This window comes from Modestobacter sp. L9-4, from assembly GCF_019112525.1.
Classification (GTDB): Bacteria; Actinomycetota; Actinomycetes; order Mycobacteriales; family Geodermatophilaceae; genus Modestobacter.
Map to the genome: position 1 here is coordinate 3,058,605 of NZ_CP077800.1, position 23,837 is coordinate 3,082,441.

Annotated in this window: 25 protein-coding genes; 20 read left to right on the forward strand and 5 right to left on the reverse strand. The window is 74.1% G+C overall.

The window, feature by feature from the left end; translation table 11 throughout:
• Positions 1-20 precede the first annotated feature (20 nt).
• Entirely contained in the window at positions 21-2,099 is a 2,079-nt protein-coding gene (locus KUM42_RS14345; RefSeq protein ID WP_237493206.1) for a M3 family metallopeptidase, read from the forward strand.
• 313 nt (positions 2,100-2,412) lie between these two features.
• On the opposite strand, the gene KUM42_RS14350 is transcribed toward KUM42_RS14345, so the two are convergent.
• Together KUM42_RS14350 and greA are read right to left on the reverse strand one after the other, a co-directional pair.
• Positions 2,413-2,757, reverse strand: a complete 345-nt coding sequence (locus KUM42_RS14350) for an RNHCP domain-containing protein (protein ID WP_237493207.1) — start codon at positions 2,755-2,757, stop codon at positions 2,413-2,415.
• 7 nt (positions 2,758-2,764) lie between these two features.
• Positions 2,765-3,271, reverse strand: a complete 507-nt coding sequence (gene greA, locus KUM42_RS14355) for a transcription elongation factor GreA (protein ID WP_237493208.1) — start codon at positions 3,269-3,271, stop codon at positions 2,765-2,767.
• 239 nt (positions 3,272-3,510) lie between these two features.
• Between greA and mca the strand changes: the two genes are divergently transcribed.
• Positions 3,511-4,398, forward strand: a complete 888-nt coding sequence (gene mca / locus KUM42_RS14360) for a mycothiol conjugate amidase Mca (protein ID WP_237493209.1) — start codon at positions 3,511-3,513, stop codon at positions 4,396-4,398.
• Positions 4,395-4,733, forward strand: a complete 339-nt coding sequence (locus KUM42_RS14365) for a hypothetical protein (protein WP_237493210.1) — start codon at positions 4,395-4,397, stop codon at positions 4,731-4,733. Before mca ends, KUM42_RS14365 begins: the two co-directional genes overlap by 4 nt.
• 23 nt (positions 4,734-4,756) lie before the next feature.
• Here KUM42_RS14365 and KUM42_RS14370 read toward each other — a convergent pair whose 3' ends face one another.
• On the reverse strand, positions 4,757-5,323 hold the full coding sequence (locus KUM42_RS14370) for a hypothetical protein (RefSeq protein WP_237493211.1): 567 nt from the start codon (positions 5,321-5,323) through the stop codon (positions 4,757-4,759).
• 161 nt (positions 5,324-5,484) lie between these two features.
• Positions 5,485-6,240, reverse strand: coding sequence for a GntR family transcriptional regulator (locus tag KUM42_RS14375; RefSeq protein ID WP_237493212.1), 756 nt, complete (start codon positions 6,238-6,240; stop codon positions 5,485-5,487).
• A gap of 128 nt (positions 6,241-6,368) precedes the next feature.
• Between KUM42_RS14375 and KUM42_RS14380 the strand changes: the two genes are divergently transcribed.
• The 14 genes from KUM42_RS14380 to KUM42_RS14445 all read left to right on the forward strand — a co-directional run bounded on the left by KUM42_RS14380 (position 6,369) and on the right by KUM42_RS14445 (position 20,633).
• A complete protein-coding gene (locus KUM42_RS14380) occupies positions 6,369-6,959 on the forward strand; it encodes a glucose-6-phosphate isomerase family protein (protein ID WP_237493213.1) in 591 nt (196 codons plus the stop codon).
• A gap of 7 nt (positions 6,960-6,966) precedes the next feature.
• The gene (gene xylB / locus KUM42_RS14385) at positions 6,967-8,463 is read left to right on the forward strand and encodes a xylulokinase (RefSeq protein WP_237493214.1); all 1,497 of its coding nucleotides are present in this window, start codon (positions 6,967-6,969) and stop codon (positions 8,461-8,463) included.
• A complete protein-coding gene (locus KUM42_RS14390; RefSeq protein WP_237493215.1) occupies positions 8,460-9,431 on the forward strand; it encodes an NAD(P)-dependent oxidoreductase in 972 nt (323 codons plus the stop codon). The genes xylB and KUM42_RS14390 overlap by 4 nt, the downstream gene beginning before the upstream one ends.
• A gap of 17 nt (positions 9,432-9,448) precedes the next feature.
• Positions 9,449-10,093, forward strand: coding sequence for a bifunctional 4-hydroxy-2-oxoglutarate aldolase/2-dehydro-3-deoxy-phosphogluconate aldolase (locus tag KUM42_RS14395; RefSeq protein WP_237493216.1), 645 nt, complete (start codon positions 9,449-9,451; stop codon positions 10,091-10,093).
• Positions 10,090-11,031 carry a shikimate dehydrogenase gene (locus KUM42_RS14400; protein WP_237493217.1) on the forward strand — a complete coding sequence of 314 codons (942 nt, stop codon included), beginning with the start codon at positions 10,090-10,092 and terminating at the stop codon, positions 11,029-11,031. Before KUM42_RS14395 ends, KUM42_RS14400 begins: the two co-directional genes overlap by 4 nt.
• Positions 11,028-12,002, forward strand: coding sequence for a phosphotriesterase (locus tag KUM42_RS14405; protein ID WP_237493218.1), 975 nt, complete (start codon positions 11,028-11,030; stop codon positions 12,000-12,002). The genes KUM42_RS14400 and KUM42_RS14405 overlap by 4 nt, the downstream gene beginning before the upstream one ends.
• 50 nt (positions 12,003-12,052) lie before the next feature.
• Positions 12,053-12,775, forward strand: coding sequence for an SDR family NAD(P)-dependent oxidoreductase (locus KUM42_RS14410; protein WP_237493219.1), 723 nt, complete (start codon positions 12,053-12,055; stop codon positions 12,773-12,775).
• Positions 12,772-14,331 carry a sugar ABC transporter ATP-binding protein gene (locus KUM42_RS14415; RefSeq protein WP_237493220.1) on the forward strand — a complete coding sequence of 520 codons (1,560 nt, stop codon included), beginning with the start codon at positions 12,772-12,774 and terminating at the stop codon, positions 14,329-14,331. The genes KUM42_RS14410 and KUM42_RS14415 overlap by 4 nt, the downstream gene beginning before the upstream one ends.
• A gap of 23 nt (positions 14,332-14,354) precedes the next feature.
• Positions 14,355-15,344 (forward strand): ABC transporter permease, encoded by a 990-nt coding sequence (locus tag KUM42_RS14420; protein ID WP_237493221.1) that lies wholly within the window; start codon positions 14,355-14,357, stop codon positions 15,342-15,344.
• Positions 15,345-15,454: 110 nt separating this feature from the next.
• On the forward strand, positions 15,455-16,471 hold the full coding sequence (locus KUM42_RS14425) for a substrate-binding domain-containing protein (protein WP_255557506.1): 1,017 nt from the start codon (positions 15,455-15,457) through the stop codon (positions 16,469-16,471).
• 77 nt (positions 16,472-16,548) lie between these two features.
• On the forward strand, positions 16,549-17,583 hold the full coding sequence (locus KUM42_RS14430) for a zinc-dependent alcohol dehydrogenase family protein (protein WP_237493222.1): 1,035 nt from the start codon (positions 16,549-16,551) through the stop codon (positions 17,581-17,583).
• Positions 17,580-18,632, forward strand: coding sequence for a zinc-binding dehydrogenase (locus tag KUM42_RS14435; protein ID WP_237493223.1), 1,053 nt, complete (start codon positions 17,580-17,582; stop codon positions 18,630-18,632). Before KUM42_RS14430 ends, KUM42_RS14435 begins: the two co-directional genes overlap by 4 nt.
• 129 nt (positions 18,633-18,761) lie before the next feature.
• Positions 18,762-19,340 (forward strand): hypothetical protein, encoded by a 579-nt coding sequence (locus tag KUM42_RS14440; RefSeq protein ID WP_237493224.1) that lies wholly within the window; start codon positions 18,762-18,764, stop codon positions 19,338-19,340.
• 42 nt (positions 19,341-19,382) lie between these two features.
• Positions 19,383-20,633: a geranylgeranyl reductase family protein gene (locus KUM42_RS14445; protein WP_237493225.1), complete on the forward strand. Its 1,251-nt coding sequence runs from the start codon at positions 19,383-19,385 to the stop codon at positions 20,631-20,633.
• A gap of 11 nt (positions 20,634-20,644) precedes the next feature.
• Here KUM42_RS14445 and KUM42_RS14450 read toward each other — a convergent pair whose 3' ends face one another.
• Positions 20,645-21,472, reverse strand: coding sequence for a hemolysin III family protein (locus KUM42_RS14450; protein WP_237493226.1), 828 nt, complete (start codon positions 21,470-21,472; stop codon positions 20,645-20,647).
• 115 nt (positions 21,473-21,587) lie between these two features.
• Here KUM42_RS14450 and KUM42_RS14455 point away from each other — a divergent pair, with 115 nt between their 5' ends.
• The 3 genes from KUM42_RS14455 to KUM42_RS14465 are packed head-to-tail and all read left to right on the forward strand — an operon-like array spanning position 21,588 to position 23,794.
• Positions 21,588-22,367 carry an isoprenyl transferase gene (locus KUM42_RS14455; protein WP_237493227.1) on the forward strand — a complete coding sequence of 260 codons (780 nt, stop codon included), beginning with the start codon at positions 21,588-21,590 and terminating at the stop codon, positions 22,365-22,367.
• 45 nt (positions 22,368-22,412) lie between these two features.
• Complete coding sequence (locus tag KUM42_RS14460; RefSeq protein ID WP_237493228.1) at positions 22,413-23,630, forward strand: DUF885 domain-containing protein; 1,218 nt, start codon at positions 22,413-22,415, stop codon at positions 23,628-23,630.
• On the forward strand, positions 23,627-23,794 hold the full coding sequence (locus tag KUM42_RS14465; RefSeq protein ID WP_237493229.1) for a hypothetical protein: 168 nt from the start codon (positions 23,627-23,629) through the stop codon (positions 23,792-23,794). Before KUM42_RS14460 ends, KUM42_RS14465 begins: the two co-directional genes overlap by 4 nt.
• The last annotated feature ends 43 nt before the right edge of the window (positions 23,795-23,837 follow it).

A 23,837-nucleotide genomic window follows, 5' to 3' on the forward strand; every position in this document is an offset into this window, starting at 1 on the left:
GCGGGGTGAGGATGGGTGCGATGAGCACCGCTGAACCGGCTGCGACGCCGGCACCCGAGACCCTGTCCCCGGCCAACCCGTTCGCGGCCCCCTCGACGCTGCCCTACGAGCTGCCGCCGTTCGCCGACATCACCCTCGAGCACTGCCGCGAGGCGCTGGTGGCCGGGATGGCCGCGCAGCGGGCCGAGGTCGCCGCGCTGCTCGCCGACCCGGCCGAGCCCACCTTCGACAACACCGTGGTCGCTCTGGAGCGCTCCGGGGCGCTGCTGCAGCGGGCCGAGTCGGTCTTCTGGAACCTCTCCTCGTCGATGTCCAGTGACGAGCTGCGGGGCATCGAGCGCGAGGTCGCACCGCTGTCGGCCGCGCACGCCGACGCGCTGCGGCTGGACCCGGCGCTCTTCGCCCGGATCGACGCCGTCCACGCCGGCCGGCACGAGGCGGGTCTGGACGAGGAGCAGCTGCGCCTGGTCGAGCGGTACCACCTGGACTTCGTACTGGCCGGTGCCGGGCTCGACGAGGCCGGGCGCGACCAGCTGCGGGAGCTCAACCAGCGGCTGTCGGAGCTGTCCACGACCTTCGGCCAGAACCTGGTGGTGGCCACCGAGGCCGCCGCGGTGCTGGTCGTCGACGCCGCCGAGCTCGACGGCCTCAGCCCGGCCGAGGTCGAGGCGGCGGCCGGTGCAGCGACCGAGCGCGGCAAGGAGGGCTTCCTGCTCACGCTGGTGCTGCCCTCGGGTCAGCCGGCGATGGCCAAGCTGCGCAACCGCGAGCTGCGGCGCCGGCTGCACGAGGCCTCGCTCACCCGCGCGTCGGCCGGCGAGCACGACAACGGACCGATCGCCGTGGAGATGGCCCACCTGCGCGCTGTCCGGGCCCAGCTGCTCGGGTTCGACACCCACGCCGACCTGATCGCCGCCGACCAGACGGCCCGCACGTCGGCCGCCGTCGACGAGCTGCTCGGCGCGCTGGTCGCCCCCGCGATGGCCAACGCGCACGCCGAGGCCGCGGTGCTCGCCGAGCTGGCCGCCGCCGACGGCGTCGAGCTGGCCGCCTGGGACTGGGCGTTCTACTCCGAGCGGGTGCGCGCCGAGCGCTACGCCGTCGACAGCAGCGCGCTGCGGCCGTGGTTCGAGCTGGACCGGGTGCTCGTCAACGGCGTCTTCCGCGCCGCCGAGCTGCTCTACGGCTACACGTTCACCCCGCGCCCGGACCTGCAGGGCTACCACCCCGACGTCCGGGTCTGGGAGGTCTTCGGGGCCGACGGCGCAGCGGTCGGGCTCTACCTCGGTGACTTCTTCGCCCGCGACGGCAAGCGCGGCGGGGCCTGGATGAGCTCGTTCGTCGACCAGTCGGGCCTGCTGGGCACCCGCCCGGTGGTCTTCAACTGCCTCAACGTGACCCGCGCGGCGGCCGGGCAGCCCACGCTGCTGACCATGGACGAGGTCACCACCCTCTTCCACGAGTTCGGCCACGCGCTGCACGGGCTGTTCTCCGCGGTCACCTACCCGCGGTTCTCCGGCACCAGCGTGCCGCGGGACTTCGTCGAGTACCCGAGCCAGGTCAACGAGATGTGGGCGCTGTGGCCGGAGGTGCTCTCCCACTACGCCCGGCACGTCGAGACCGGTGAGCCGCTGGCCCAGGAAGCCGTCACCGCCATGGAGGCCGCCGCGCTGTGGGGCGAGGGCTTCGCCACCGTCGAGTACCTCGGCGCCACGCTGCTGGACCAGGCCTGGCACCGGATCGGCCCCGACACCCAGGTCACCGACGCGCAGGCGTTCGAGGCGCAGGCGCTGGCCGATGCCGGCGTCGCCTTCGACCTGGTGCCGCCGCGCTACCGGACGACGTACTTCCAGCACGTCTTCGCCGGCGGGTACTCGGCCGGCTACTACTCCTACATCTGGTCGGAGGTGCTCGATGCCGACACCGTGGAGTGGTTCAAGGAGAACGGCGGGCTGCGCCGGGAGAACGGCGACGTCTTCCGCGACCGGCTGCTGTCCCGCGGTGGTTCGGTCGACCCGCTGGGCGCCTTCGCCGCGGTGCGCGGCCGGGCCGCCGACACCGGCCCCCTGCTCCGCCGCCGCGGCCTGACCCCGGCCTGACCGCCCGACGGCAGCACGGCCCCGCGGACGTCGTCCGCGGGGCCGTGCTGCCGTGGGGGCTGCCCGGCTGCCCGGTGAGGTCTGCGATCTCGTGGCATCCGGCGCCCGGAAGCCACGAGACCGCAGAACTCAGGTCGGCGTCCGAGGGCACCGCCGGCGTGGGCCGCTGCGGCCGGCCACGTCACGTTGCACGCGTCGTGTCCGCATGGCACGTGCTGCAGCCCGTGCGATGCGGCGACACCGCGTGCGATGTGCACCAGCCACCAGCCACCAGCCACCACGGGCCGGGCTGTGGCCGTGGCAAGGCGGTGCGTCAGAGCCAGGGGAGCTGCAGCACCAGGTCCAGGTCGTCGGGGGCCGCGCCGTCGCGCACCAGCCGGTTGGGCTGGCGGTGGCCGCAGGCGGTGCAGCGGTGCACCACCTGCCAGCCCTTGCCCGACTTCTCCACCAGGCCGATGGGCTCCATCAGCTGGCGGCACTCGCTGGCCCGGTCGCCGGGCAGCTCGTCGACGTGCAGCGACCACAGGCACCACGGGCAGTGGTTGCGGTAGTGCCCGTCGGTGTTGGCCGGCACCAGGGTCGAGCAGTGCCCGCAGACGAAGTCGGTGTTCTCCGCCCGTCGCCCGCGGGCCCGCCCGCCGTCCACCGTGCTGGTCACGTCCGGCTCAGGGGACGAACGGCTCGACGGCCAGGACCTTCACCGAGATCGCCTTGCCGTTGGGCGCGGTGTAGGTGACCGTCGCGCCCGGCTCGGCCCCGATGATCGCCGCGCCCAGGGCCGACTCGGGGGAGTAGACGGTGAGGTCGGTGGTGCCGGCGATCTCGCGCGAGCCCAACAGGAACTTCTCGGTGTCGTCCTCGTCGCCGTCGAAGGCGATGGTGATGACCGTGCCGAGGGCGGCGTTGGTGGCCTCGGTGGGGGCTGCCCCGACCTGTGCCTTGCGCAGCAGGTCGGTGAGCTGGCGGATGCGCCCCTCGGCCTTGCCCTGCTCCTCGCGGGCGGCGTGGTAGCCGCCGTTCTCCTTGAGGTCGCCCTCCTCGCGGCGGTCGTTGATCTCCTTGGCCATGGCCGGGCGGTTCGCGATCAGCTGGTCGAGCTCGGCCCGCAGCCGGTCATGGGCCTCCTGGGTCAGCCAGACGCCCTGGTCCTGCTGGTCGGTGGGGGATCCCACGGATGACTCCCGGTGCTCATGAGGCGACCCCCAGCGATGGAGGTCCTCTCTGGTCAATCCGGGCAACCTAACACCGGCGGGCGCCCGGCTGCAGCCGTCCGCGGGACGGCGACGTGGCGCGGTGCACACCACCGCAGGCCCGGGTGCCCGGCCGGCAGGCCCGGGGGAGGGGGATGATGGGAGGCCAGCAGCACGGCATCGTCGGGCACGGGGCCCGACGGGCGCAGCGAGGAGAGATCGTGACCGAACCGGACCAGTTGCGCCTGCTCGCGGTGCACGCCCACCCCGACGACGAGTCGAGCAAGGGCGCCGCGACCATGGCCAAGTACGTCGCCGAGGGCGTCCGCGTCCTGGTGGCCACCTGCACCGGCGGCGAGCGGGGGTCGGTGCTCAACCCGGCCATGGACCGCCCCGAGGTGTGGGAGCGGATGACCGAGATCCGGGCCGCGGAGATGGACCGGGCCCGCGAGATCCTCGGCGTCGAGCAGGAGTTCCTCGGCTTCGTCGACTCCGGCCTGCCCGAGGGCGACCCGCTGCCCCCGCTGCCGGAGGGCTGCTTCGCGCTGGTGCCCCTCGAGGAGGCTGCCGCACCGCTGGTCGAGCTGATCCGCCGCTTCAGGCCGCAGGTGATGACCACCTACGACGAGCGCGGTGGCTACCCGCACCCCGACCACATCAAGACGCACGAGATCTCGATGTACGCCTTCGAGGCCGCGGCCGACCCCGACCGGTACCCGGAGCTGGGCGAGCCGTGGCAGATCAGCAAGGTCTACTACCACATGGGCTTCACGCTGCCGCGCACGAAGGCGCTGCACGAGGCGGTCCTGGCCACCGGCGGTGAGTCGCCGTACACCGAGTGGCTGGCCAACTGGGACCCGGCCAACGACATCTCCCACCGGGTGACCACCCAGGTGCCGTGCGCCGAGTACTTCCCGGTGCGGGACGCCGCGCTGATCGCCCACGCCACCCAGATCGACCCGACCGGCCGCTGGTTCTCCGTGCCGCTGGACCTGCAGACGCAGACCTGGCCGACCGAGGACTACGAGCTGGTGCGCTCGGTCGTCGATGCCCCGACCCCCGAGGACGACCTCTTCGCCGGCGTCCGGGCCTCGGAGCGGATCGCATGACCGGCGCCCTCGCCGTCCTGGCCGCCGCGCAGCAGGAGGTGCCCGAGGACGTCGGCAAGGCCGGCCCGCTCGGGCTGCTGCTGATGGTCGTGCTGCTCATCGTCGTGCTGATCCTGGGCCGGTCGATGGGGCGGCACATCAAGCGCCTGCCGGTCAGCTTCGACCCCGCCGACCAGCCGGTGACGGTGCCCGACAGCCCGGCCGAGCTGATCGACGGCCCGCAGCCCCGCCCCGTCCAGCCGGGGCAGGCGCTGCTGGACACCCTGCGCAAGGCGCCGCTGGCGATCGAGCCGCCCCGCGGCGAGGACGGCGGCCGGCCGAGCCCGCAGGGCTGACGGCCGGCCGCTGCCCTGCGGGGCTACCAGCGGTGCGCCACGTCGACGACCAGCCGGTCGCCGGCGGGGCCGGTGAGCACGGACACCCGGAAGGGGAGCGTCGCGCGGGTCCCGACGGCGAGGGTGGTGTACCCCTCGAAGCTCCCGGCCCAGGCCACCTGGCGCAGGGTGCGGAAGCCGGTCACCGGGACGACCGCCCGCTCGTCGGCCACGCGCAGGGTCGGCCTGCCCGCGGCGTCGTGGGCCGGTGCGTGCACCACCACCTGCAGCGTCGCGCCGCCGAGCACGGGCACCGGGGTGCCGGACCCGTCCCGGTGCACCACCGGGACGTACCGGACGTCGTAGCCGCCGAGCGGGTGGCCGCCGAGGTCGACGACGAGCCTGTCGAAGCAGGCGTGCTGCCCGGCCCGGACGCCGGTGACGGTGACCCGGTCGGACGTGCCGGCGTCGGTCTCGGGGGTGGAGCCCCAGGTGAGGCCGCAGTACGGCGCGGCAGCCGTGGCGGGGCCGACGAGGCCGAGCACGGACACCGCGAGTGCGGCCAGGACGATCAGGAGTCGGTGGACGGGACGGGGACGGGGACGGTTCATGGCGAGCCTCCTGTGGTGTGCGCCACACACAGCGTCCTGCGACACGCCGGCCGACACCAGGGGCGCTGAGCGTCCACGACCGCCGAACCAGGAGACCTCGTCTGGTCAGATGTCGTCGTCGTTGTCCAGCGCGACCAACCGGGACGTTGGGGGGCTGTGGGTCAGACGACGGCGCCGCTGCGGACCAGGTCGACCTCGAAGACCGTCCGGTCGCCGCGGTGCCAGGCCTCGAAGTACTCGACCGGCTGCTCGCGTCGGTCCAATCCCACGCTGGTCAGCAGCAGGACCGGGTTGCCCCGGCGCAGGCCGAGGTCCGCGGCCATCGCCGCGCTGGCCGAGCGCGTCTGGATGGTCCGGCGCCCGTGGATCGGCCGGGTGTCGTGCTTCTCCATGGCGGCGTAGAGGGAGCCCTCGGCCAGGTCGGTCTCCCGCAGCCAGGTGATGGTGTCGGGGAGCAGGTAGGTCACCGCCAGCGCCCAGGGCTCGCCCTGGACGAACCGCAGGCGCTCGAGCAGCGCGACGTCGGCGCCGTCGGGCAGGTCCAGGGCGCGGGCGACGTGGTCCGGCGCCGAGACGACGTCCAGTGTGCGGACCGTGCTGCGCAGGTGCAGCCCGCGCGCGGCGAGGTCCTCGAACTGGCCGCTGAGCGACTGCACCAGGCCCTGGGTGGTGCGGGGCGTGGCCACGTAGGTGCCGCGCCCGCGCATCCGGTCGACGATGCCCTCGAACTCCAGCTGCACCAGCGCCTGGCGGACGACGGTGCGGGAGACCCCGTACTGCTCGCAGAGCCTCAGCTCGCCCGGGAACGGGTCACCGGGCTTGAGCGCCCCGGACTGGACCATCTCGGTGAGGATCACCTTGAGCTGGTGGTGGAGGGGCACGGGCGACGACCGGTCCATCACCGCAGGCCCCCGCATGCCGACGAGGGTAGAGCACGCACGGCCTGCGCACAGGGCCTTGCGCTTGTCATTACAGGATGACAGGATTCCGGCACTGCCCAGTGGTCCACGCCACAGTGCACGCCGACGCCATGGAGGACACGTCGATGACGACGTACGCAGTTCCGCCGATCGACCCGATGAGCATCCGACTGCAGGGCACCGACCGGCTGGTCCCCGAGGGGCCCGTGCTGACCCGCCGGCTGTCCGACCTCGAGGGCCTGTTCGCCCGGGAGGACCTGCGCGCCGCGGGCGCGGCGGGAGAGGACCCGGTCGTCTACACGGTCTCCTCCTCCCCGGTCCCCGAGCTGCCGCGCGAGCTGCCGCAGTCGATCACCACGATCCGCCCCGGCACCATCGGCGGGGAGTTCCACATGACCAAGGGCCACCAGCACCCCGACCCGCAGGGCGAGATCTACCTCGGCCTGCGCGGCGTCGGCGGCCTGCTGATGTTCGACGGCCAGGACACCCGCTGGATCGACATGTCCGAGGGCGTCATCGGTTACATCCCGCCGGGCTGGGCGCACCGCAGCGTGAACGTCGGGGACGAGGACTACAGCTTCCTGGCCGTCTACCCCGGTTCGGCCGGGCACGACTACGGGTGGGTCCTCGAGCACGGCATGGGCCGCCGGGTGGTGAGCTCTGCCGGTGGGCACGAGCTCGTCGCCTACACCGCGCCGACGACCTCCCGGGGCTGAGGCCGCCATGCTGGTGGCGCACGACCTGGGCACCACGGGTGACAAGGCCTCGCTGCACGACGACACCGGCCGGCTCGTCCGGTCGGTGACCGTCCGGTACCCCACCCACTACGGCCCCGGCGGGGTCGTCGAGCAGGACCCCGACCACTGGTGGCAGGCCTTCGGGACGGCGAACCGCCGGCTGCTCGAGGAGGCCGGGGTGCCCGCCTCCGAGGTCGCCGGGCTGGCGATCTCCGGGCAGATGATGGGCCTGGTCCTGCTGGACGCCCAGCACCAGCCGCTGCGGTCCTCGATCATCTGGGCCGACACCCGCAGCACGCGGGAGTGCGCCGACCTGCTGACCCGGCTGGACCCGCGGGAGGCCTACGCGACCCTCGGCCACCGGCTCAACCCGACCTACTCGCTGACCAAGCTGATGTGGGTCCGGGACAACGAGCCGGAGCTGTTCGCCGCGACCAGCCGGGTCTGCCTGGCCAAGGACTACGTGGTCGCCCGGCTGACCGGTGTGCTGGCCACCGACCCCTCCGACGCCTCGAGCACCAACGCCTACGACCAGCGCGCCGGTCGCTGGTCGGCCGACGTCCTGGCCGCGGCGGGGATCCCGGTCGGACTGTTCCCCGACGTCGTCCCGTCCACCACCGTGGTCGGCACCGTCACCGCCGAGGCCGCCCCGGCCACCGGCCTGCTCGCGGGCACGCCGGTCGTCATGGGCGGCGGTGACGGCCCGATGGCCGCCGTCGGCGCTGGTGTCGTCGGCCCCTCCGACGGCGCCTACGCCTACCTCGGCTCCTCCTCGTGGGTGTCGATGAGCAGCGACGCCCCGCTGCTGGACCTGCCCGAGATGCGCACGATGACCTTCGACCACGTGGTGCCGGGGCAGTTCGTCCCGACCGCCACGATGCAGGCGGGCGGTGCGTCCCTGGAGTGGATCGCCGACCTGCTCGCCGGCACCGAGGACGTCGGCCGCTTCGACCGGCTGGTCACCGCGGCCGGCGAGGTGACCGACGGCGACGACCTGTACTTCCTCCCGTACCTGCTGGGGGAGCGCTCGCCGCACTGGAACCCGCGGGCCCGCGGGGCCTTCGTGGGGCTGGCGCGCCGGCACGGGCCGGCGCACCTGACCCGCGCGGTCCTGGAGGGCGTGGCGTTCAACCTGGGCACCTGCGTCGAGGCCTTCCGCTCCCACGGGGCCCCGGTCGACCGGGTCGACGCGATCGGCGGTGGCGCGGCCAGCGACGTCTGGCTGCAGATGCTGGCCGACGTCTGGGGCGCCACGGTCCGCCGGCGCACGGTGGTCGAGGAGGCCAACAGCCTGGGGGCCGCCGTCACCGCCGGGGTGGGCGTCGGCCTCCTGCCGGACTTCACCGGCGCCGGCGCCCTGTCCGAGGTCGTGGCCACGTTCGAGCCCGACCCCGGGCGCCACGCGGTCTACGCCGCCCGGCACGAGCGGTTCACCGACGCCTACCGGCGGCTCGAGGGCTGGTTCGAGGGGGGTACGGCATGACCGGCCCCACCCTCACCGGGGACGTCGTGGTGACCGCCCGCTCCTACTCCGGGGGCTCGGTCGACGTGGAGTCGCAGCTGACCGCCGCGGGGCTGCGCGTGCTCCGGGCACCGGCCGACCACGACCTGGCGACGCTGGCCGGGCCGCTGTCGGGCGCGGTCGCCTGGATCGCCGGCACCGGGCCGGTCGGCCCCGAGCACCTGGCCGCAGCACCGCAGCTGAAGATCGTGGCCCGGTACGGCGTCGGGGTCGACGCGGTCGACCTGGCCGCCGCCGCGGCCCGGGGCGTGCTGGTCACCAACACGCCGGGGGCGAACAGCACCGCGGTCGCCGAGCACGCCCTGGCGCTGCTGCTGGCCGGGATGCGGCACGTCGTCCGCGACGACCGGCACCTGCGGGCGGGGGACACCTCGGTGACCCGGGCCCGCGAGCTCACCGGCATGCGCGTGGGCATCGTGGGGTTCGGCCGCATCGGCCGCGCCCTGGCCGCCCGGCTGCAGGCGCTCGGCGTGCAGGTCCTGGCCAGCGACCCGTGGCTGTCCGACGACGACGTCCGGGCCGCCGGCGCCGAGCCCGCCGACCTGGCCGGCCTGACCGGCTGCGACGCGCTCTCCCTGCACGCACCCGGGGGAGCGGTGGTGGTCGACGCCGACCTGCTCGAGCGGCTGCGGCCGGACTGCATCGTGGTCAACACCGCCCGCGCCGCGCTGGTGGACGCCGCCGCGGTCGCGGCGGCACTGCGCGCCGGCCGGCTCGGCTGCTACGCCACCGACGACCTCGGGCCCGAGCCCGAGGGAGGTCAGCCGCTGCTGGCCGCGGACGTCGCCGACCGCGTGATCGCCACCCCGCACAGCGCGGCCCAGACGGTCGAGGCCGTCGACAACATGGGGACCGGCTCCACCCAGGCGGTGCTCGACGCCCTGGCCGGGCGCACGCCGGCCAACCGCGTCCCCGTCCCCCACACCTGACCTGCCCGGAGGCAGCCATGACACTGGAACTCACGTCCATCGCCGACGTCGGCATCATCGCCGTGCTGCGGGCGCCCTCCGCCGACGCCGCGGTGAGCGCCGTCGACGCCCTCGTCGCCGGCGGGGTGACCGGCGTGGAGATCACCTTCTCCACGCCCGACGCCGAAACCGCCATCGCCGAGGTCGCCCGCCGCCACGGGGACGCCGTCCTGCTCGGCGCGGGCACCGTCACCCGTCCCGAGCAGGCGGAGTCCGCGGTCGCCGCGGGCGCCCGGTTCCTGGTCTGTCCCGGCACCGAGGCCACGCTGGCCCGGGCGATGAAGGCCACCGGCGCCGCGGTGATGCTGGGCGCGATGACCCCCACCGAGGTCATGGCGGCCACCGCCCTGGGCGCCGACGTGGTCAAGGTCTTCCCGGCCTCGCTGGGCGGCCCGTCCTACCTGCGCTCGCTGCGCGGGCCCTTCCCGGACGTGCCGCTCATGCCCACGGGCGGCGTCAACGCCGACAACCTCGGTCAGTGGTTCGGTGCCGGTGCGCTCGCCGTGGGCGCGGGCAGCGAGCTCTGCAGCCCCGCCGCCATGAAGGCGGGCAACTGGGAGGTCGTCGAGGACTCCGCGCGCTCCTTCAGCGCCGCGCTGGCGGCCACGCGGGCCGCGGCGTGACCGGGGCAGCGGCTGCCGCCGACGACGGCACGTACATGGGGTTCGTCGGGGTGACCACCGGCCAGTCCTCCATCCGCCGGGTCTTCCCGGCGTGGGCGGCCGAGCTGGGTCTCCCGACCGGCACGCTGGTCGGCCACGACGTGGCGATGGGCTCCCCGCCGGCGGTCTACCGCGACCTCGTCGCGCAGATCCGCGACGACCCGCAGCACCGCGGTGCGCTGGTCACCACGCACAAGGTCGCCGTGCACGCCGCGTGCGCAGACATGTTCGACGAGCTGGACGAGCTGGCGACGACGTTCGGCGAGATCTCCTCGGTCTACAAGCGCGACGGGAAGCTGTACGGCGCCGCCAAGGACCCGGTGACCGTGCGGCTGGCGCTGGAGGAGTTCCTGCCCGCCGACCACTTCGCCGGGTCCGGTGCCGAGGTGCTCGTGCTCGGCGCCGGCGGGTCGGGCATGGCGCTGAGCCACCAGCTCGGCGTCCGCGGCGACCGGCCCGCCCGGGTCACCTGCACCGCCCTGCGCGAGGGTCAGCTGGACCACCTGCGGGAGCTGCACGAGCGGGCCGGGCTGCCCGCCGGGCTCTTCCGCTACGTCGTCACCCCGCAGCCGGCCGACGCCGACGAGCTGCTCGCGGCGCTGCCGCCGGGCAGCCTGGTGGTCAACGCCACCGGCATGGGCAAGGACGTCCCCGGGTCGCCGTTCACCGACGCCGCCGTCTGGCCCGACCGCGGGCTGGCCTGGGAGTTCAACTACCGCGGCAGCCTGGAGTTCCTGCACCAGGCGCAGGCCTGGCAGTCCGGTCACGACCTGACCGTCGAGGACGGCTGGCGCTACTTCGTGCACGGCTGGACGCAGGTGATCGCCGACGTGTTCGACGTCCCGATGCCGCACGAGACCGTCACCGCGCTGTCCGACGTGGCCGCCGCCCTGCGATGAACGCCGTCCGGACGGTCCTCGGCGACGTGCCGGCCCCCGAGCTGGGGCGGGTCGACTACCACGAGCACCTGTTCCAGGTCTCCCCGCTGCTGCCCGGCGACGAGCTGACCGACGAGCAGGCCAGCGGGGAGGAGGCGCAGGCCCTGCGGGACTCCGGGTTCGCCGCGATGGTCGACGCGACCCCGGTGGGGCTGGGCCGGCGGCCGGCGGCGCTCGCGGCGGTCAGCGCCCGCACCGGGCTGACCGTCGTGGCGACCACCGGCGCGCACCGGGCGGCCCACCACGTCGACCAGCCCTGGCTGCTGGAGGCCACGGTGGCGGAGCTGGCCGCCCGGTTCCGCCGGGACGTCGTCGACGGCATGCCGGTCGCCGACGGGCCGGGGGCCGGGGAGCCTGCTGCGGGTCCGGCCGGCCCGGTGCGGGCCGGCCTGCTCAAGGCCGGCATCGACTACTGGTCGATCTCGCCGTACTCGCGCCGGGTGCTCGCCGCGGTGGCCCAGGTGCACGGGGAGACCGGTGCGCCCGTGATGGTGCACCTGGAGCACGGCTCGGCCGCCTTCGAGCTGCTCGAGCTGCTGGCCGGGGACGGCGTCCCGTCCTCGGCGGTGGCGCTGGCCCACGTCGACCGCAACCCCGACCCCGGGCTGCACGTCGAGCTGGCGGCGACCGGGGCCCACTTGGGCTACGACGGCCCGGCCCGGCACGCGTCCTGGCCGGATGCCACGATCCTGGGCTGTCTGCTGGCCGTCGCCGGGCGCGGCGGCGGTGACTCCCTGCTGCTGGGCGGGGACGTCGCCCGGGCCACCCGCTATGTGGCCTACGGCGGGCTGCCCGGCCTGGCCTACCTGGGCCGGCGGTTCGTCCCGCGGCTCCTGGCCGAGGGCGGACCGGAGCTGGTGGAGGCGGTCCTGGTGACGAACCCGGCCCGCTGGCTGGGTCGCTTTCCGGTCACGAAGACCGTCGCCACTTGACATCCTGTAATGACAAGTGTGTGCTGGACCACAACGAGAGGGATGGTGTCGTGAGCGATCTCGATGGAGCGGTCGTGGTGGTCACCGGTGCGTCCGGTGGCATCGGACGAGCGGTGTCCGAACGGCTCGGCGCCGAGGGCGCGCGGGTCGTGGACATGGACGTGCGGGCACCGGCGGAGGCCGGCGGTCACTTCGTGGCCGTCGACGTCCTCGACCCCGCCAGCGTCGACGCGGCGGTGACGGAGGTGGTCGAGCGGTTCGGCCGGATCGACGGGCTCGTCGCCGCGGCCGGGCTGTCCGAGGAGCCGACGCCGGCGGAGGACATGCCGGTCGAGGTCTGGGACCGGACGATCGGCGTCAACCTGCGCGGGGTGTTCCTCACCTGCCAGCGCGTCGGCCGCGTGATGCTCGGCCAGGGCAGCGGCAGCATCGTGACGATCGCCTCGATGTCGGGCAACCACGTGGTCAACGTGCCGCAGCAGCAGGCGGCCTACAACGCCTCCAAGGCCGGGGTCGTCGCGCTGACGAAGTCCCTGGCCTACGAGTGGATCCCCCGCGGGGTCCGGGTCAACGCGCTGTCGCCGGGCTACGTCAACACCCCGCTGCTGGCCAGCAAGTCCGAGCTGCACGAGCAGTGGAAGGGCGCCACGCCCAGCGGCCGGTTCGCCACCACCGCCGAGGTCGCCGCGGCCGCCACCTGGCTGCTGAGCTCGGAGTCGGGCTTCTGCGTGGGCACCGAGCTGCTGATGGACGGCGGGTACTCGCTCTCATGACCGGTGCCACCGCGCTGAGCGGCCGCACGCCCGCCGCCCAGCCCGCCGAGCCGGTCTTCCGGGCCGCCGGGCTCAGCCGCCGCTACCCCGGCGTCGTCGCCCTCGACGGGCTGGACCTGGAGGGCTACCCCGGGGAGGTGCTGGCCGTCTGCGGCGCCAACGGCGCCGGGAAGTCCACCTTCGCCCGGCTGCTGGCCGGGCAGGAGACGCCGTCCTCGGGGTCGATCACCATCGCCGGCCACGACGGCCCGGTCACGAACCCCGCCGAGGCCGAGCGGGCCGGCATCCTGCTGATGCACCAGGAGCCCCTGGTCGTCGACGACTTCACCATCGGCGCGAACGTGTGGCTGTTCAAGCTGCGCTCCGGCAGGGACGTCAAGCCCTGGCACCGCGGCCGGCGCACCGACGACGAGGAGACCCGCGCCGTCCTCCGGCACGTCGGGCTCGGCGACCTGTCGCCGAACACGCCGGCCTCGGTGCTCGGCCCCGGGCAGCGGCAGATGCTGGCGCTGTCCCGCGCGGCGGTGACCGAGCACAAGATCATGATCCTGGACGAGACCACCGCGTCGACGACCGAGGAGCACTTCAAGGACGTCGAGCGGATGGTCGAGGAGGAGCGCGCGGCCGGCACCTCCATCGTGTTCGTCTCCCACCGGCTGCCCGAGGTGTTCGCCCTCGCCGACCGGATCGCGGTGCTCCGCAACGGGAAGCTGGTCGACGTCCTGCGGACGTCGGAGACCACCCCGGAGGAGGTCACCACCCTGATGGTCGGGTCCGCCCTGCGGGCCGTGAGCCGGCCCGACCGGTTCGCCGAGGCCGCCGACCAGCCGGCGGTCATGTCGGTGCGCAACGTCTCCGGCGGGGCCGCGCAGGACGTCTCCTTCGACGTGCGGGCCGGGGAGGTCGTCGGCCTCTACGGGCTGGTGGGCAGCGGCCGCTCCTCGGTGGCCCGGTCCATCACCGGCCAGCACCGGCCCACCGGCGGCACGGTGCTGCTCGACGGGAAGCCGGTGAGCTTCCGCGACCCGGGGGCGGCGTTGCGTGCCGGCGTCGCCTACATGACCGAGGACCGCCGGCTGGAGGGCTTCGTCCCCGACTTCGACAACGGCGAGAACCTGAGCCTGGTCGTCCTGCCGGAGCAGCTCTCCCGCTTCGGGGTGGTCCGCTCGGGCAAGGAGCGGACGCTGGTCAGGTCGCTGATCGAGCGCTTCCAGGTCAAGGGCGGCCCGCAGACCTTCACCAGCACCCTGTCCGGCGGCAACCAGCAGAAGGTCTGCGTGGCCAAGTGGCTGCAGGCCGACCCCCGCTTCGTCGTCCTCGACGAGCCCACCAAGGGCGTCGACGTCGGTGCCCGCGCCAACATCTACGGCCTCATCCACGAGTCGGCCCAGCAGGGCCGGGCCGTGCTGGTGGTCTCCAGCGAGGCCGAGGAACTGCTGCAGCTGTGCCACCGCATCGTCGTCCTGCGTGACGGCGTCGTGGTCGACGAGTTCGACCCCGAGAACGCGACCACCGAAGACCTGATCCGCGCCGCCCTCGGCGGCCCCGTCTCGTGACCACCCGTGGAGAAGACCGACCGATGAGCACCGTCCAGAGCAGTGCCGAGGGCACCCAGGCCGCGCCGCCGCCGGAGCGCAACAGGTTCCTCGGCTGGCTGATGCAGCAGTACTCGCTGGGCATCCTGATCGTCCTGCTGATCCTGGCGTCGGTCCTCAGCGACGCCTTCCTGTCGGCGAACAACCTCAACAACGTCGTCCGGCAGGTGTCGATCACCGGCATCGTCGTGCTGGCCCAGCTGTTGGTGGTCGTCACCGGCGGCATCGACATCAGCGTCGGCTCGGTGCTCGGCCTGGCGGCGGTGCTGTCGGCGGGGCTCTTCGACGGCCGGTCGATGCTGCTGGGCATCGTCGTCGGCGTGGTGGTGGGCGCCGTGCTGGGTGCGGTGAACGGGCTGCTGGTCGCCTACCGGGGACTCGAGCCGTTCATCGTCACGCTGGGCATGCTGGCCCTGGCTCGCGGTCTGGTCTACGCCTACACCGAGGGCGTGCCGGTGGAGCCCTCCGGCTCCGACTTCACGATCCCGGGCATCGCCACCGTCGCCGGCTTCCCGGTGCTGGGCATCATCTGGATCGCCTGCGTGCTCGCCGTGGCGTTCCTGCTGTACCGCACGGTGTTCGGCCGCCGGCTCTACGCCATCGGCTCGAACAAGAACGCGGCCTTCAGCTCCGGCATCCCGGTCAAGCGCACCTTGCTGGCCGTCTACGCCCTCGCCGGGCTGCTCGCCGGCCTCGGCGGCTACCTGCTGTCGGCGCGGCTGGGGTCGGGCACCCCGACCGCCGGCACGAACTACGAGCTCGACGCCATCGCCGCCGTCGTCATCGGTGGTGCGCGGCTCTCGGGCGGGCAGGGACGGGTGTTCGGCGCCGTCGTCGGCACCCTGATCTTCGGGGTCATCTCGAACCTGCTGGTCCTGCTGAACGTCTCCACCTTCCTCCAGGACGCGTTCCGCGGAGCGCTGATCCTGCTGGCCGTGGCCCTCGCCGCGAACACCCGCCGCCGAGGCCACTGACCGACCGGGGCCCCGGCCCCTCCCGTTCGACCGGGCCCGCCCGGAGCTCGAGGCGACCCGCAACCAGCGGGTCCGTCCTGCGTCCCCTTTTCCAACGGAGGAAAACAACCATGCGCAGAACCCTGCCGCTCCTCGTCACGGCTGCCGCCGTCGTCCTGTCCGGTGTCACCGCCTGTGACACCTCCGGAGGCGGGGGTGGCACCGCCGCCGCTCCCTCCGCCGAGGCCAAGCAGCTCAACGAGGTCACGATCGGCTTCGCCCAGCGGCAGCTCGACGCGCCGTACTACTCGGCGATGGTCCAGCAGGCGCAGGCGATCGCCGACGAGAAGGGCTTCAAGCTCCTCGTCCAGAACGCCAACGGCGACCCGGTGACCCAGATCAACCAGATCAACACGATGGTCTCCCAGGGCGTCGACCTGCTCGTGGTCAACGCGGTGAGCCCGGCGGCGCAGAAGGCCCAGCTGGCCCAGGTGGCCAACCAGGTGCCGGTGATGTTCATCGACACCGGCATCGAGGGCGTCGGCTTCACCTCCGTCCAGTCCGACAACGTGAAGATCGGCACCGAGTCCGGGAAGCTGCTCGCCGAGCGCATCGGGTCGGGCAAGACGGTCAACGCCGCGATCCTCAACGGCGGCCCGACCGACGAGATCGTCGGCCCGGACCGGCAGAAGGGCATCCTCGACGGCCTCCAGCAGGGCGGCGTCACCGTCAACGTGGTGGCCGAGGCCTCCGGCGTCTACGCCAAGGACAAGGCCGTCCCGGCCACGGAGAACATGCTCAGCGCCCACCCGGACATCAACCTGGTCATCGGCCTGAACGACGCCATGGCCCTGGGTGCGCTGGACGTGCTGCGCCAGGCCGGTCGCGACGACGTGCTGGTCGCGGCCTCGGCCGACGGGCAGAAGGAGGCCCTGAAGGAGATCCAGGACGGCGGGTGCACCGGTCAGTACGTCTCGACCGGCCTGAACTCCCCGAAGCTGGCCACCGACGAGGTCATGGACATCGCCGAGCAGGTCACCACCGGCGCCAAGCAGCCCAGCGACTACCCGGCCACCTCGTTCACCGAGGCCGCCGGCATCGGCTGCGACAACGTCGGTGACTACTACGACGCCAACAGCGTCTTCTGACCGACAGCTGACCACGCGGCGGTGGGCGCGGCCGGGGACGGCCGCACCCACCGCCGCTGTGCACGAGGAGGAACCCCATGAAGGCGGTCGTCTACGACGTCCCCGGCCAGTTCACGGTGGCCGACGTCCCCGACCCGGTGGCCGGACCCGGGCAGGTCGTGATCCAGGTCCTGGTCGCGGGGGTGTGCGGCACTGACGTGCACCTGCACCACGGCGAGTTCGGCCCCACCTACCCGCTCACCCCCGGCCACGAGATCGCCGGTGAGGTGGTCGAGGTCGGTCCCGGGGTCGCGACCCCGCGGGTCGGGCAGCGCGTCACCCTGGACAACACGGCCTCCTGCGGGCGGTGCGCCGAGTGCCGCCGCGCCCGGCCGGCGTTCTGCGAGAACATCGTGGCCCAGGGCGTGAACGCCCCGGGTGGCTTCGCCGAGTTCGTGCTCACCGACGCCGACCGGTGCTTCGTCGTCGACGACCTGGACCCCGAGGTCGCCGTCTTCGCCGAGCCGCTGGCGTGCGTGGTGCACGGGCTGGACGTGCTCGCGCTCACCCCGGGCGCCGACGTCCTGGTCGTCGGCGCCGGGCCCACCGGCCTGCTCCTCACCCAGATGCTGGCCCGCACCGGCGCCGGGTCGGTCACCGTCGCCGCGCCGTCGGAGGCCAAGCTGGCGATCGCCGCCGCGCGCGGGGCCGACGCCACCCTGGTGGTGGGCCGGCAGGACCCGACCGCGCTGACCCGGCTGGCCGGTGAGCTGCGGCCCGGCGGCTACGACGTGGTCATCGACGCGACGGGTGCGCTCGGCGTGCTCGAGCAGACCCTGGAGCTGACCCGCACCGGCGGCACCGTGTTCGTCTACGGGATGACCGGTGAGCAGGCCCGCTGGCCGGTGCGGTCCTACGACGTCTTCCGGCGCGAGCTGACCATCAAGGGCTCCTTCGCCCAGCAGTTCTCCTTCGACCGCTCGATCGCCGCGCTGCGCTCGGGCGCGGTCGACACCAGCGGGCTGATCAGCCACACGTTCCCGCTCGCGGACTTCGCCGGGGCACTCGCCGCGACGTCGTCCTCCGAGTGCATCAAGGCGGCCGTCGTGCCGCACCAGGAGGCAACCGCATGACCACCATGCGCCGGGTCGTCGCGACCGTCGACGGCGTGCAGGTCCAGCAGGCCGAGAAGCCGTCGGCGGCGCCGGGGGAGGTGCAGGTGCGCACCACCGCGGTGGGCGTCTGTGGCTCCGACACCCACGCGGTGCACGGCACCCACCCGTTCGTGCCGCTGCCCTACCTGCCCGGCCACGAGGTCATCGGCGTGGTCGAGGCCGTCGGGGAGGGCGTCGACCCGGCCTGGACCGGCCGGCGGGTCACCGTCGAGCCGGACCTGCCGTGCTTCGCCTGCGCCACGTGCCTGCGCGGCGACGTCAACCTCTGCGAGAACCTGCAGTTCTTCGGCTGCGGGTGGTCCCAGGGCGGCATGGCCGACTTCTTCACCATCCCGGCCCACCGGCTGCACCACCTCCCCGACGGCCTGGACGACGTGGCGGCCATGCTCATCGAGCCGCTGGCCACCCCGGTGCACGCCGTCCGGCTGGTCGGGCCGTTGCGGGGCCGCCGGGTCGCGATCATCGGCGCCGGCCCGATCGGGCTGCTGGCGCTGGCCGCGGCCCGGGCCTCCGGTGCCGACGGGGTGGTCGTCACCGACGTCCTGGCGGACAAGCGCGAGCGGGCGCAGCGGCTCGGGGCGGCCCGCACCGTCGACGCCACGGCCCCCGACGCCGTCGCCCAGGTGCGCACCGCCCTCGGGGGCAGCGCGGACGTGGTCCTCGACTGCGTGGGGATGGAGGTGACCCTGCGGCAGGCCATCGCGATGGTCGACCGGGGCGGCACGGTGGCCCTGGTCGGCGTCCCGGCCGGCGACCTCACGCTGCCGATGGCGATCGTGCAGGACCGCCGGATCCGCATCCAGGGCGTGGCGACCTACCTGCCCCAGGACGTCGCCCGGGCGATCGAGCTGCTGGAGGCCGGGGCCGTGGACACCCGGGCGATGGTGACCGCGGTGGTGCCGATGGACGAGGCGGCGCGGGCGTTCGCGCTGGCGACGTCCGGCGAGCACGTCAAGGTGCTGGTGAGCGACGACGCCGCACTGGCCGACGCGGTCGGCCGCGGCTGACCTCGCGGGCTCCCGGCCGACCGGCCGGGGGCCCGTCCGCGTGTCCGCTCGGAGCGCAGCGCCGACGACCCCATACGACTGATTACATGATTACAGTCGGGGTCGTCCGCTCGTTCAGAGGAGGAACCCGTGCACGCACACCACCGCTTCCCACCCGAGGGCTTCCCCGGCCGGGGCCGCGCCCGCGGCCGCGCCGCCGACGCCCCGCCGCCGGTCGACCGCGCCGAGGTCGCCGGCTGGTTCGCCGGCCGGCTGCCCGACGGCTGGTTCACCGGTCCGGTCGAGCTGACCGTCGACCGCGACGAGATCACCGTCGTCGGCGCCGTCCCCGAGCCCGACGCCGGGGACGGCGACCCGACCGCCGCCCGCGCCGGCCGGATCGCCCGCTTCCGCGAGCAGACCCGCGGCCAGCGCATGGAGATCGCCGACGCCGCGCAGGCCCGGTACGGCCGGTCCGTGGCCTGGGGCGCCTCCTGCGGCGACGTCCGCGAGGTGTTCACCACCCTGTCGGTGCCGGTCATGACCCGGCTGCGCCAGTCCGAGCGGCTGGTCCTGGACACCCTGGTCGACGCCGGGGTCGCCCGCTCCCGGTCCGAGGCGCTGGTGTGGGCCGTCCGGCTGGTGGGGGAGCACACCGACGAGTGGCTGACCGAGCTGCGCGAGGCCATGGCCCACGTCGAGGAGGTCCGCGCCCGCGGTCCCCGCTGACGGTCCGCCGAGTCGCTGCCGGGGCAGGGGACACTGGGCCCCGTGCCCGTCACCGGAGAGCCGACCGACACCGACGTGCTCGTGGTCGGTGCCGGCCCGGCCGGCTCCGCGGCCGCGGCCTGGGCCGCGCGCGAGGACGCCGACGTCGTCCTGGCCGACGCCGCCGTCTTCCCCCGGGACAAGACCTGCGGCGACGGGCTGACCCCGCGCGCCATCGCCGAGCTCGACCTGCTCGGGCTCGGCGACTGGGTGCGCGGGCACGGCCGCAACCGGGGGCTGCGGGCGGCCGGCTTCGGCCAGGAGCTGCTGCTGCCCTGGCCCGGCGGTGCGCTGCCCGACCACGGCGGTGCCGTGCCCCGGATGGAGCTCGACGCCCGCATCCGGCAGGTCGCCCTGGACTCCGGCGCCACCCCGCTGGAGGGCGCCCGGGCCGTGGACGTCGAACGCGACGGGGACCGGGTGTCCGCGGTCGTGTTCCGCCGTCCCGACGACTCCAGGACCACCGTCCGCTGCCGCCGGCTGGTCGTGGCCGACGGCGTCCGCTCCCCGCTGGGCCGGGTGCTCGGCCGCGAGTGGCACCAGGACACCGCCTACGGCGTCGCCGCCCGCGGCTACGTGACCAGCGGCCGCAGCGACGACGAGTGGATCTCCTCCCACCTGGAGCTGCGGGGCGCCGAGGGCGAGCTGCTGTCGGGCTACGGCTGGGTGTTCCCGCTGGGTGCGGCGGCCGGCGAGGTGAACGTCGGGGTCGGCACGCTGGCCACCGACAAGCGCCCCGCCGAGGTGCGGCTGCGCAGCCTGCTGGAGCTCTACACCGACCAGCGGCGCGAGGAGTGGCAGATCGAGGGCGCGGTGCGGGCCCCGGCCAGCGCCCTGCTGCCCATGGGCGGTGCGGTGTCCGGCGTGGCCGGGCGCAACTGGGCCCTGGTCGGTGACGCCGCCGGCTGCGTCAACCCGCTCAACGGCGAGGGCATCGACTACGGCCTGGAGACCGGCCGCTCGGTGGTCGGGCTGTTCGGCGAGGACGACTGGTCCCAGGCGTGGCCCGCGGCCCTGCGCCGGCACTACGGCGAGGCGTTCTCCATCGCCCGCCGGCTGGCCGGGCTGCTCACCGTGCCCCGGCTGCTGCCGGCGGCCGGCCCGGTGGGCATGCGGTCGAAGGTGCTGATGACCGTGGCGCTGCGGGTGATGGGCAACCTGGTCACCGAGTCCGACCGGGACGTCGTCGCCCGCGCCTGGCGGCTGGCCGGCCGCGCGTCGCTCAGGCTCGACCACCGCCCGCCCTTCACCTGAGGAAGGGCCCCTCAGACGAACGGCGAGTTGTAGATCGTGAAGTAGACGGCGATGTAGTGGCAGGTGGCGGCCACGATGGTCATCGCGTGGAACACCTCGTGGTAGCCGAAGGTCCCCGGCCACGGGTTGGGCCGCTTGGCCGCGTAGGCCACCGCCCCGATGCTGTAGAGCACGCCACCGATGGCCAGCAGCACCATCGCCGTGACGCCCACCAGCCGCACGATGTCGACGAGCACGAACACCGCCGCCCAGCCCAGGCCGAGGTAGATCGGCACCCCGAGCCAGCGGGGGGCGTGCGGCCAGACCACCTTCAGCGCGATGCCGAGGGCGGCACCGGTCCAGACGCCGGCCAGCAGCCACCAGCCGGTGGGCTCGGGCACGGCCAGGAAGGCGAACGGCGTGTAGGTGCCGGCGATGAACAGGAAGATCATCGAGTGGTCGGCGCGCTTCATGAGCTTCCAGCCGCGCGGTGACCACCGGCGCCGGTGGTAGGCCGCGCTGACCCCGAACAGCCCGAGGATGGTCAGGCAGTAGAGGCTCACCGGCCAGCCGGCGCGCGCGCCCTGGGCGAAGGCGAGGGGGATGAGCACGGCCCCGGCGACGATCGCGCCGAAGAAGGCGAACAGGTGCAGCCACCCGCGCATCCGCGGCCGGGTGTCGGGGTGGTCGTAGTCGGCGTCGCCGTAGTCGGTGAGCAGGTACTGGCCCTGGTGGGTGACGGCCTCGACCTGCTCACCCTCCTCGCGGACAGCGGTCAGGGCCTGACCGACGGGCGCCTGGAGCTCGGCGCCGTCGGCAGTCACCCGGACGTCGTCCCCGCGGTCTGAGGAGGAGGTCATGACCCGAGGTTAGGGAGCCCGGGGGCTCCCGTCATCCCGGGTGCGCTGTGAGGTGGCCGGGGGCCGGGCCGGGCCGCCGACGACGGCCGGGACGGCGGGGACCTACTGTGGCGGTGTGGGGTTGCGCGCGGGGATCCGGGACGCGCTGACGGTCGTCTACGAGCACCGGCTGGCCCGCGGTCTGGTGGGTGCCGACACGCCGCGGCACGTGGGCGTGATCATCGACGGCAACCGGCGCTGGGCCAAGGCCATCGGCCTGGAGGACGTCAGCGAGGGCCACCGGCGCGGTGCGGACAAGATCGCCGACCTGCTCACCTGGTGCGACGAGGCCTCCGTCGAGGTGGTCACCCTCTTCCTGCTCTCCACCGACAACCTCACCCGGCCCGAGCCCGAGCTCACCCCGCTGCTGCGGATCATCGAGGGCGTCGCGCAGGACCTCGCCGGTTCGGCCCGGCGCTGGCACCTGCGGGCGGTGGGCGCGCTCGAGCTGCTGCCCGACGAGACCGTCGCCGTCCTGACCCAGGCCGAGCACGACACCCGCGACCGGCCCGGGGCCACGGTCAACCTGGCGGTCGGCTACGGCGGGCGGCGGGAGATCGCCGACGCCGTCCGGTCGCTGTTGGCCGAGCACGCCGAGCGCGGGACGACGCTGGCCGAGCTGGTCGAGGTGCTGGACGCCGACCACATCGCCGAGCACCTCTACACCCGCGGGCAGCCCGACCCGGACCTGGTGATCCGCACCAGCGGCGAGCAGCGGCTGTCGGGCTTCCTCACCTGGCAGACGGCGCACTCGGAGTTCTACTTCACCGACGTCTACTGGCCGGAGTTCCGCCGGGTGGACTTCCTGCGTGCGCTGCGGGCCTACGCCGCCCGGCACCGCCGCTTCGGCAGCTGAGCCACCCGCTCCTTGCCCGGCGCAACCGGCTGGGAGACTGCTGGCATGGCAGCCGGAGCGGTCGACGTCCCCTTGGAGTACGTGCGGCTGGGGCTGCGCTTCGACCGGCTCGAGCCCGGTTTCGTCGACGCCTACACCGGTGACCCGCGACTGCGGGCCCAGGTGGCCGACGAGCCGGCGCCGACCGCGCCGCAGCTGCGCGACCAGGCCCGCGGTCTGCTGGCCGAGCTCGACTCCGCGGCGCTCCCGACCGGCCGGACGGCGTTCCTGCGCGGACAGCTGACCGGCCTGGAGTGCTCGGCCCGCAAGCTGGGCGGTGAGCCGGTGGGCTTCATCGACGAGGTCGAGGCCTACTTCCAGGTCCAGGTCACCCTGGGCGACGAGGCCGAGTACGCCGCCGCGCACGCCGCGCTGGAGCAGCTGCTGCCCGGTGGCGGCACCCTGTCGGAGCGGTACGCGGTGCACCGCCGGCGCGAGGAGTGCCCGCCGGCGAAGCTGGAGACGGCGGTGCACGCGCTGTCCTCGGCGCTGCGCGACCGGGTGCGCGGCCAGTACGGCCTGCCCGAGGTCGAGACGGTGACCTACGAGGTGGTCACCGACAAGCCGTGGTCGGGCTTCAACTACTACGAGGGCGACTACCACTCGCGGGTGGCGATCAACGCCGACCTGCCGCACCGGCTCAGCCAGCTGCCGCACCTGGTCGCGCACGAGGCCTACCCCGGTCACCACACCGAGCACTGCCGTAAGGAGATGGGGCTGGTCGAGCGCCAGCACCACCTCGAGCACACCGTCTTCCTGGTCAACACCCCCGAGTGCCTGATGGCCGAGGGGCTCGCCGACCTCGGCGTCGAGGCCGCGATCGGCGAGGGCTGGGGCCCGTGGGCCGCGGAGGTGCTCGGTGACCTGGGCCTGCGCTTCGACGGGCACCTGGCCGAGCGGGTCGCGGCGGCCGCGGCGCCGCTGAACCGCGTGCGCCAGGACGCCGCGATCCTGCTGCACGACCGCAGGGCCGACCCTGACGTCGTCATCGCCCACCTGCAGCGCTGGGGTCTGGTCAGCCACGACCGGGCCGTGCAGCAGCTGCGCTTCCTCACCGACCCGCTGTGGCGGGCCTACATCTCCACCTACGTGGAGGGCTACGACCTGCTCGCCGGGTGGCTGGCCGCGCGGCCGGCCGGCCAGCCGGTGGCCGACCGGTTCCTGCGGCTGCTCGACGAGCCGCTGACCCCGGCGGTGGTCACCGCCGAGCTCGCCGCCGGGTGACGCGCGGGACGCCGGGGGAGCGGCGCGCCCTCGGGCTCTGGACGGCGGCCTGGCTGCTGGTCTTCCTGGTCGTCGGCCTGGTGTGGGTCGGCAACTGGTCGCTGATGTGGCCGGTGCTGCTGGTGCCGGTGGCCTGGGGACTGGTGTCGCTGCGCCGGGGGTGAAAGTGGTCGACTCCTGTCGGTGCCCGGGTCCACACTGCGCGGC

Coding starts and splice junctions, on each gene's coding strand:
- KUM42_RS14405 (WP_237493218.1), top strand. CDS start 11,028: ATGAACGCCGTCCGGACGGTCCTCGGCGACGTGCCGGCCCCCGAGCTG.
- KUM42_RS14345 (WP_237493206.1), top strand. CDS start 21: ATGAGCACCGCTGAACCGGCTGCGACGCCGGCACCCGAGACCCTGTCC.
- KUM42_RS14415 (WP_237493220.1), top strand. CDS start 12,772: ATGACCGGTGCCACCGCGCTGAGCGGCCGCACGCCCGCCGCCCAGCCC.
- KUM42_RS14425 (WP_255557506.1), top strand. CDS start 15,455: ATGCGCAGAACCCTGCCGCTCCTCGTCACGGCTGCCGCCGTCGTCCTG.
- KUM42_RS14370 (WP_237493211.1), bottom strand. CDS start 5,323: ATGAACCGTCCCCGTCCCCGTCCCGTCCACCGACTCCTGATCGTCCTG.
- KUM42_RS14365 (WP_237493210.1), top strand. CDS start 4,395: ATGACCGGCGCCCTCGCCGTCCTGGCCGCCGCGCAGCAGGAGGTGCCC.
- KUM42_RS14390 (WP_237493215.1), top strand. CDS start 8,460: ATGACCGGCCCCACCCTCACCGGGGACGTCGTGGTGACCGCCCGCTCC.
- KUM42_RS14460 (WP_237493228.1), top strand. CDS start 22,413: ATGGCAGCCGGAGCGGTCGACGTCCCCTTGGAGTACGTGCGGCTGGGG.
- KUM42_RS14375 (WP_237493212.1), bottom strand. CDS start 6,240: ATGCGGGGGCCTGCGGTGATGGACCGGTCGTCGCCCGTGCCCCTCCAC.
- xylB (WP_237493214.1), top strand. CDS start 6,967: ATGCTGGTGGCGCACGACCTGGGCACCACGGGTGACAAGGCCTCGCTG.
- KUM42_RS14380 (WP_237493213.1), top strand. CDS start 6,369: ATGACGACGTACGCAGTTCCGCCGATCGACCCGATGAGCATCCGACTG.
- KUM42_RS14430 (WP_237493222.1), top strand. CDS start 16,549: ATGAAGGCGGTCGTCTACGACGTCCCCGGCCAGTTCACGGTGGCCGAC.
- KUM42_RS14450 (WP_237493226.1), bottom strand. CDS start 21,472: ATGACCTCCTCCTCAGACCGCGGGGACGACGTCCGGGTGACTGCCGAC.
- KUM42_RS14395 (WP_237493216.1), top strand. CDS start 9,449: ATGACACTGGAACTCACGTCCATCGCCGACGTCGGCATCATCGCCGTG.
- KUM42_RS14420 (WP_237493221.1), top strand. CDS start 14,355: ATGAGCACCGTCCAGAGCAGTGCCGAGGGCACCCAGGCCGCGCCGCCG.
- KUM42_RS14435 (WP_237493223.1), top strand. CDS start 17,580: ATGACCACCATGCGCCGGGTCGTCGCGACCGTCGACGGCGTGCAGGTC.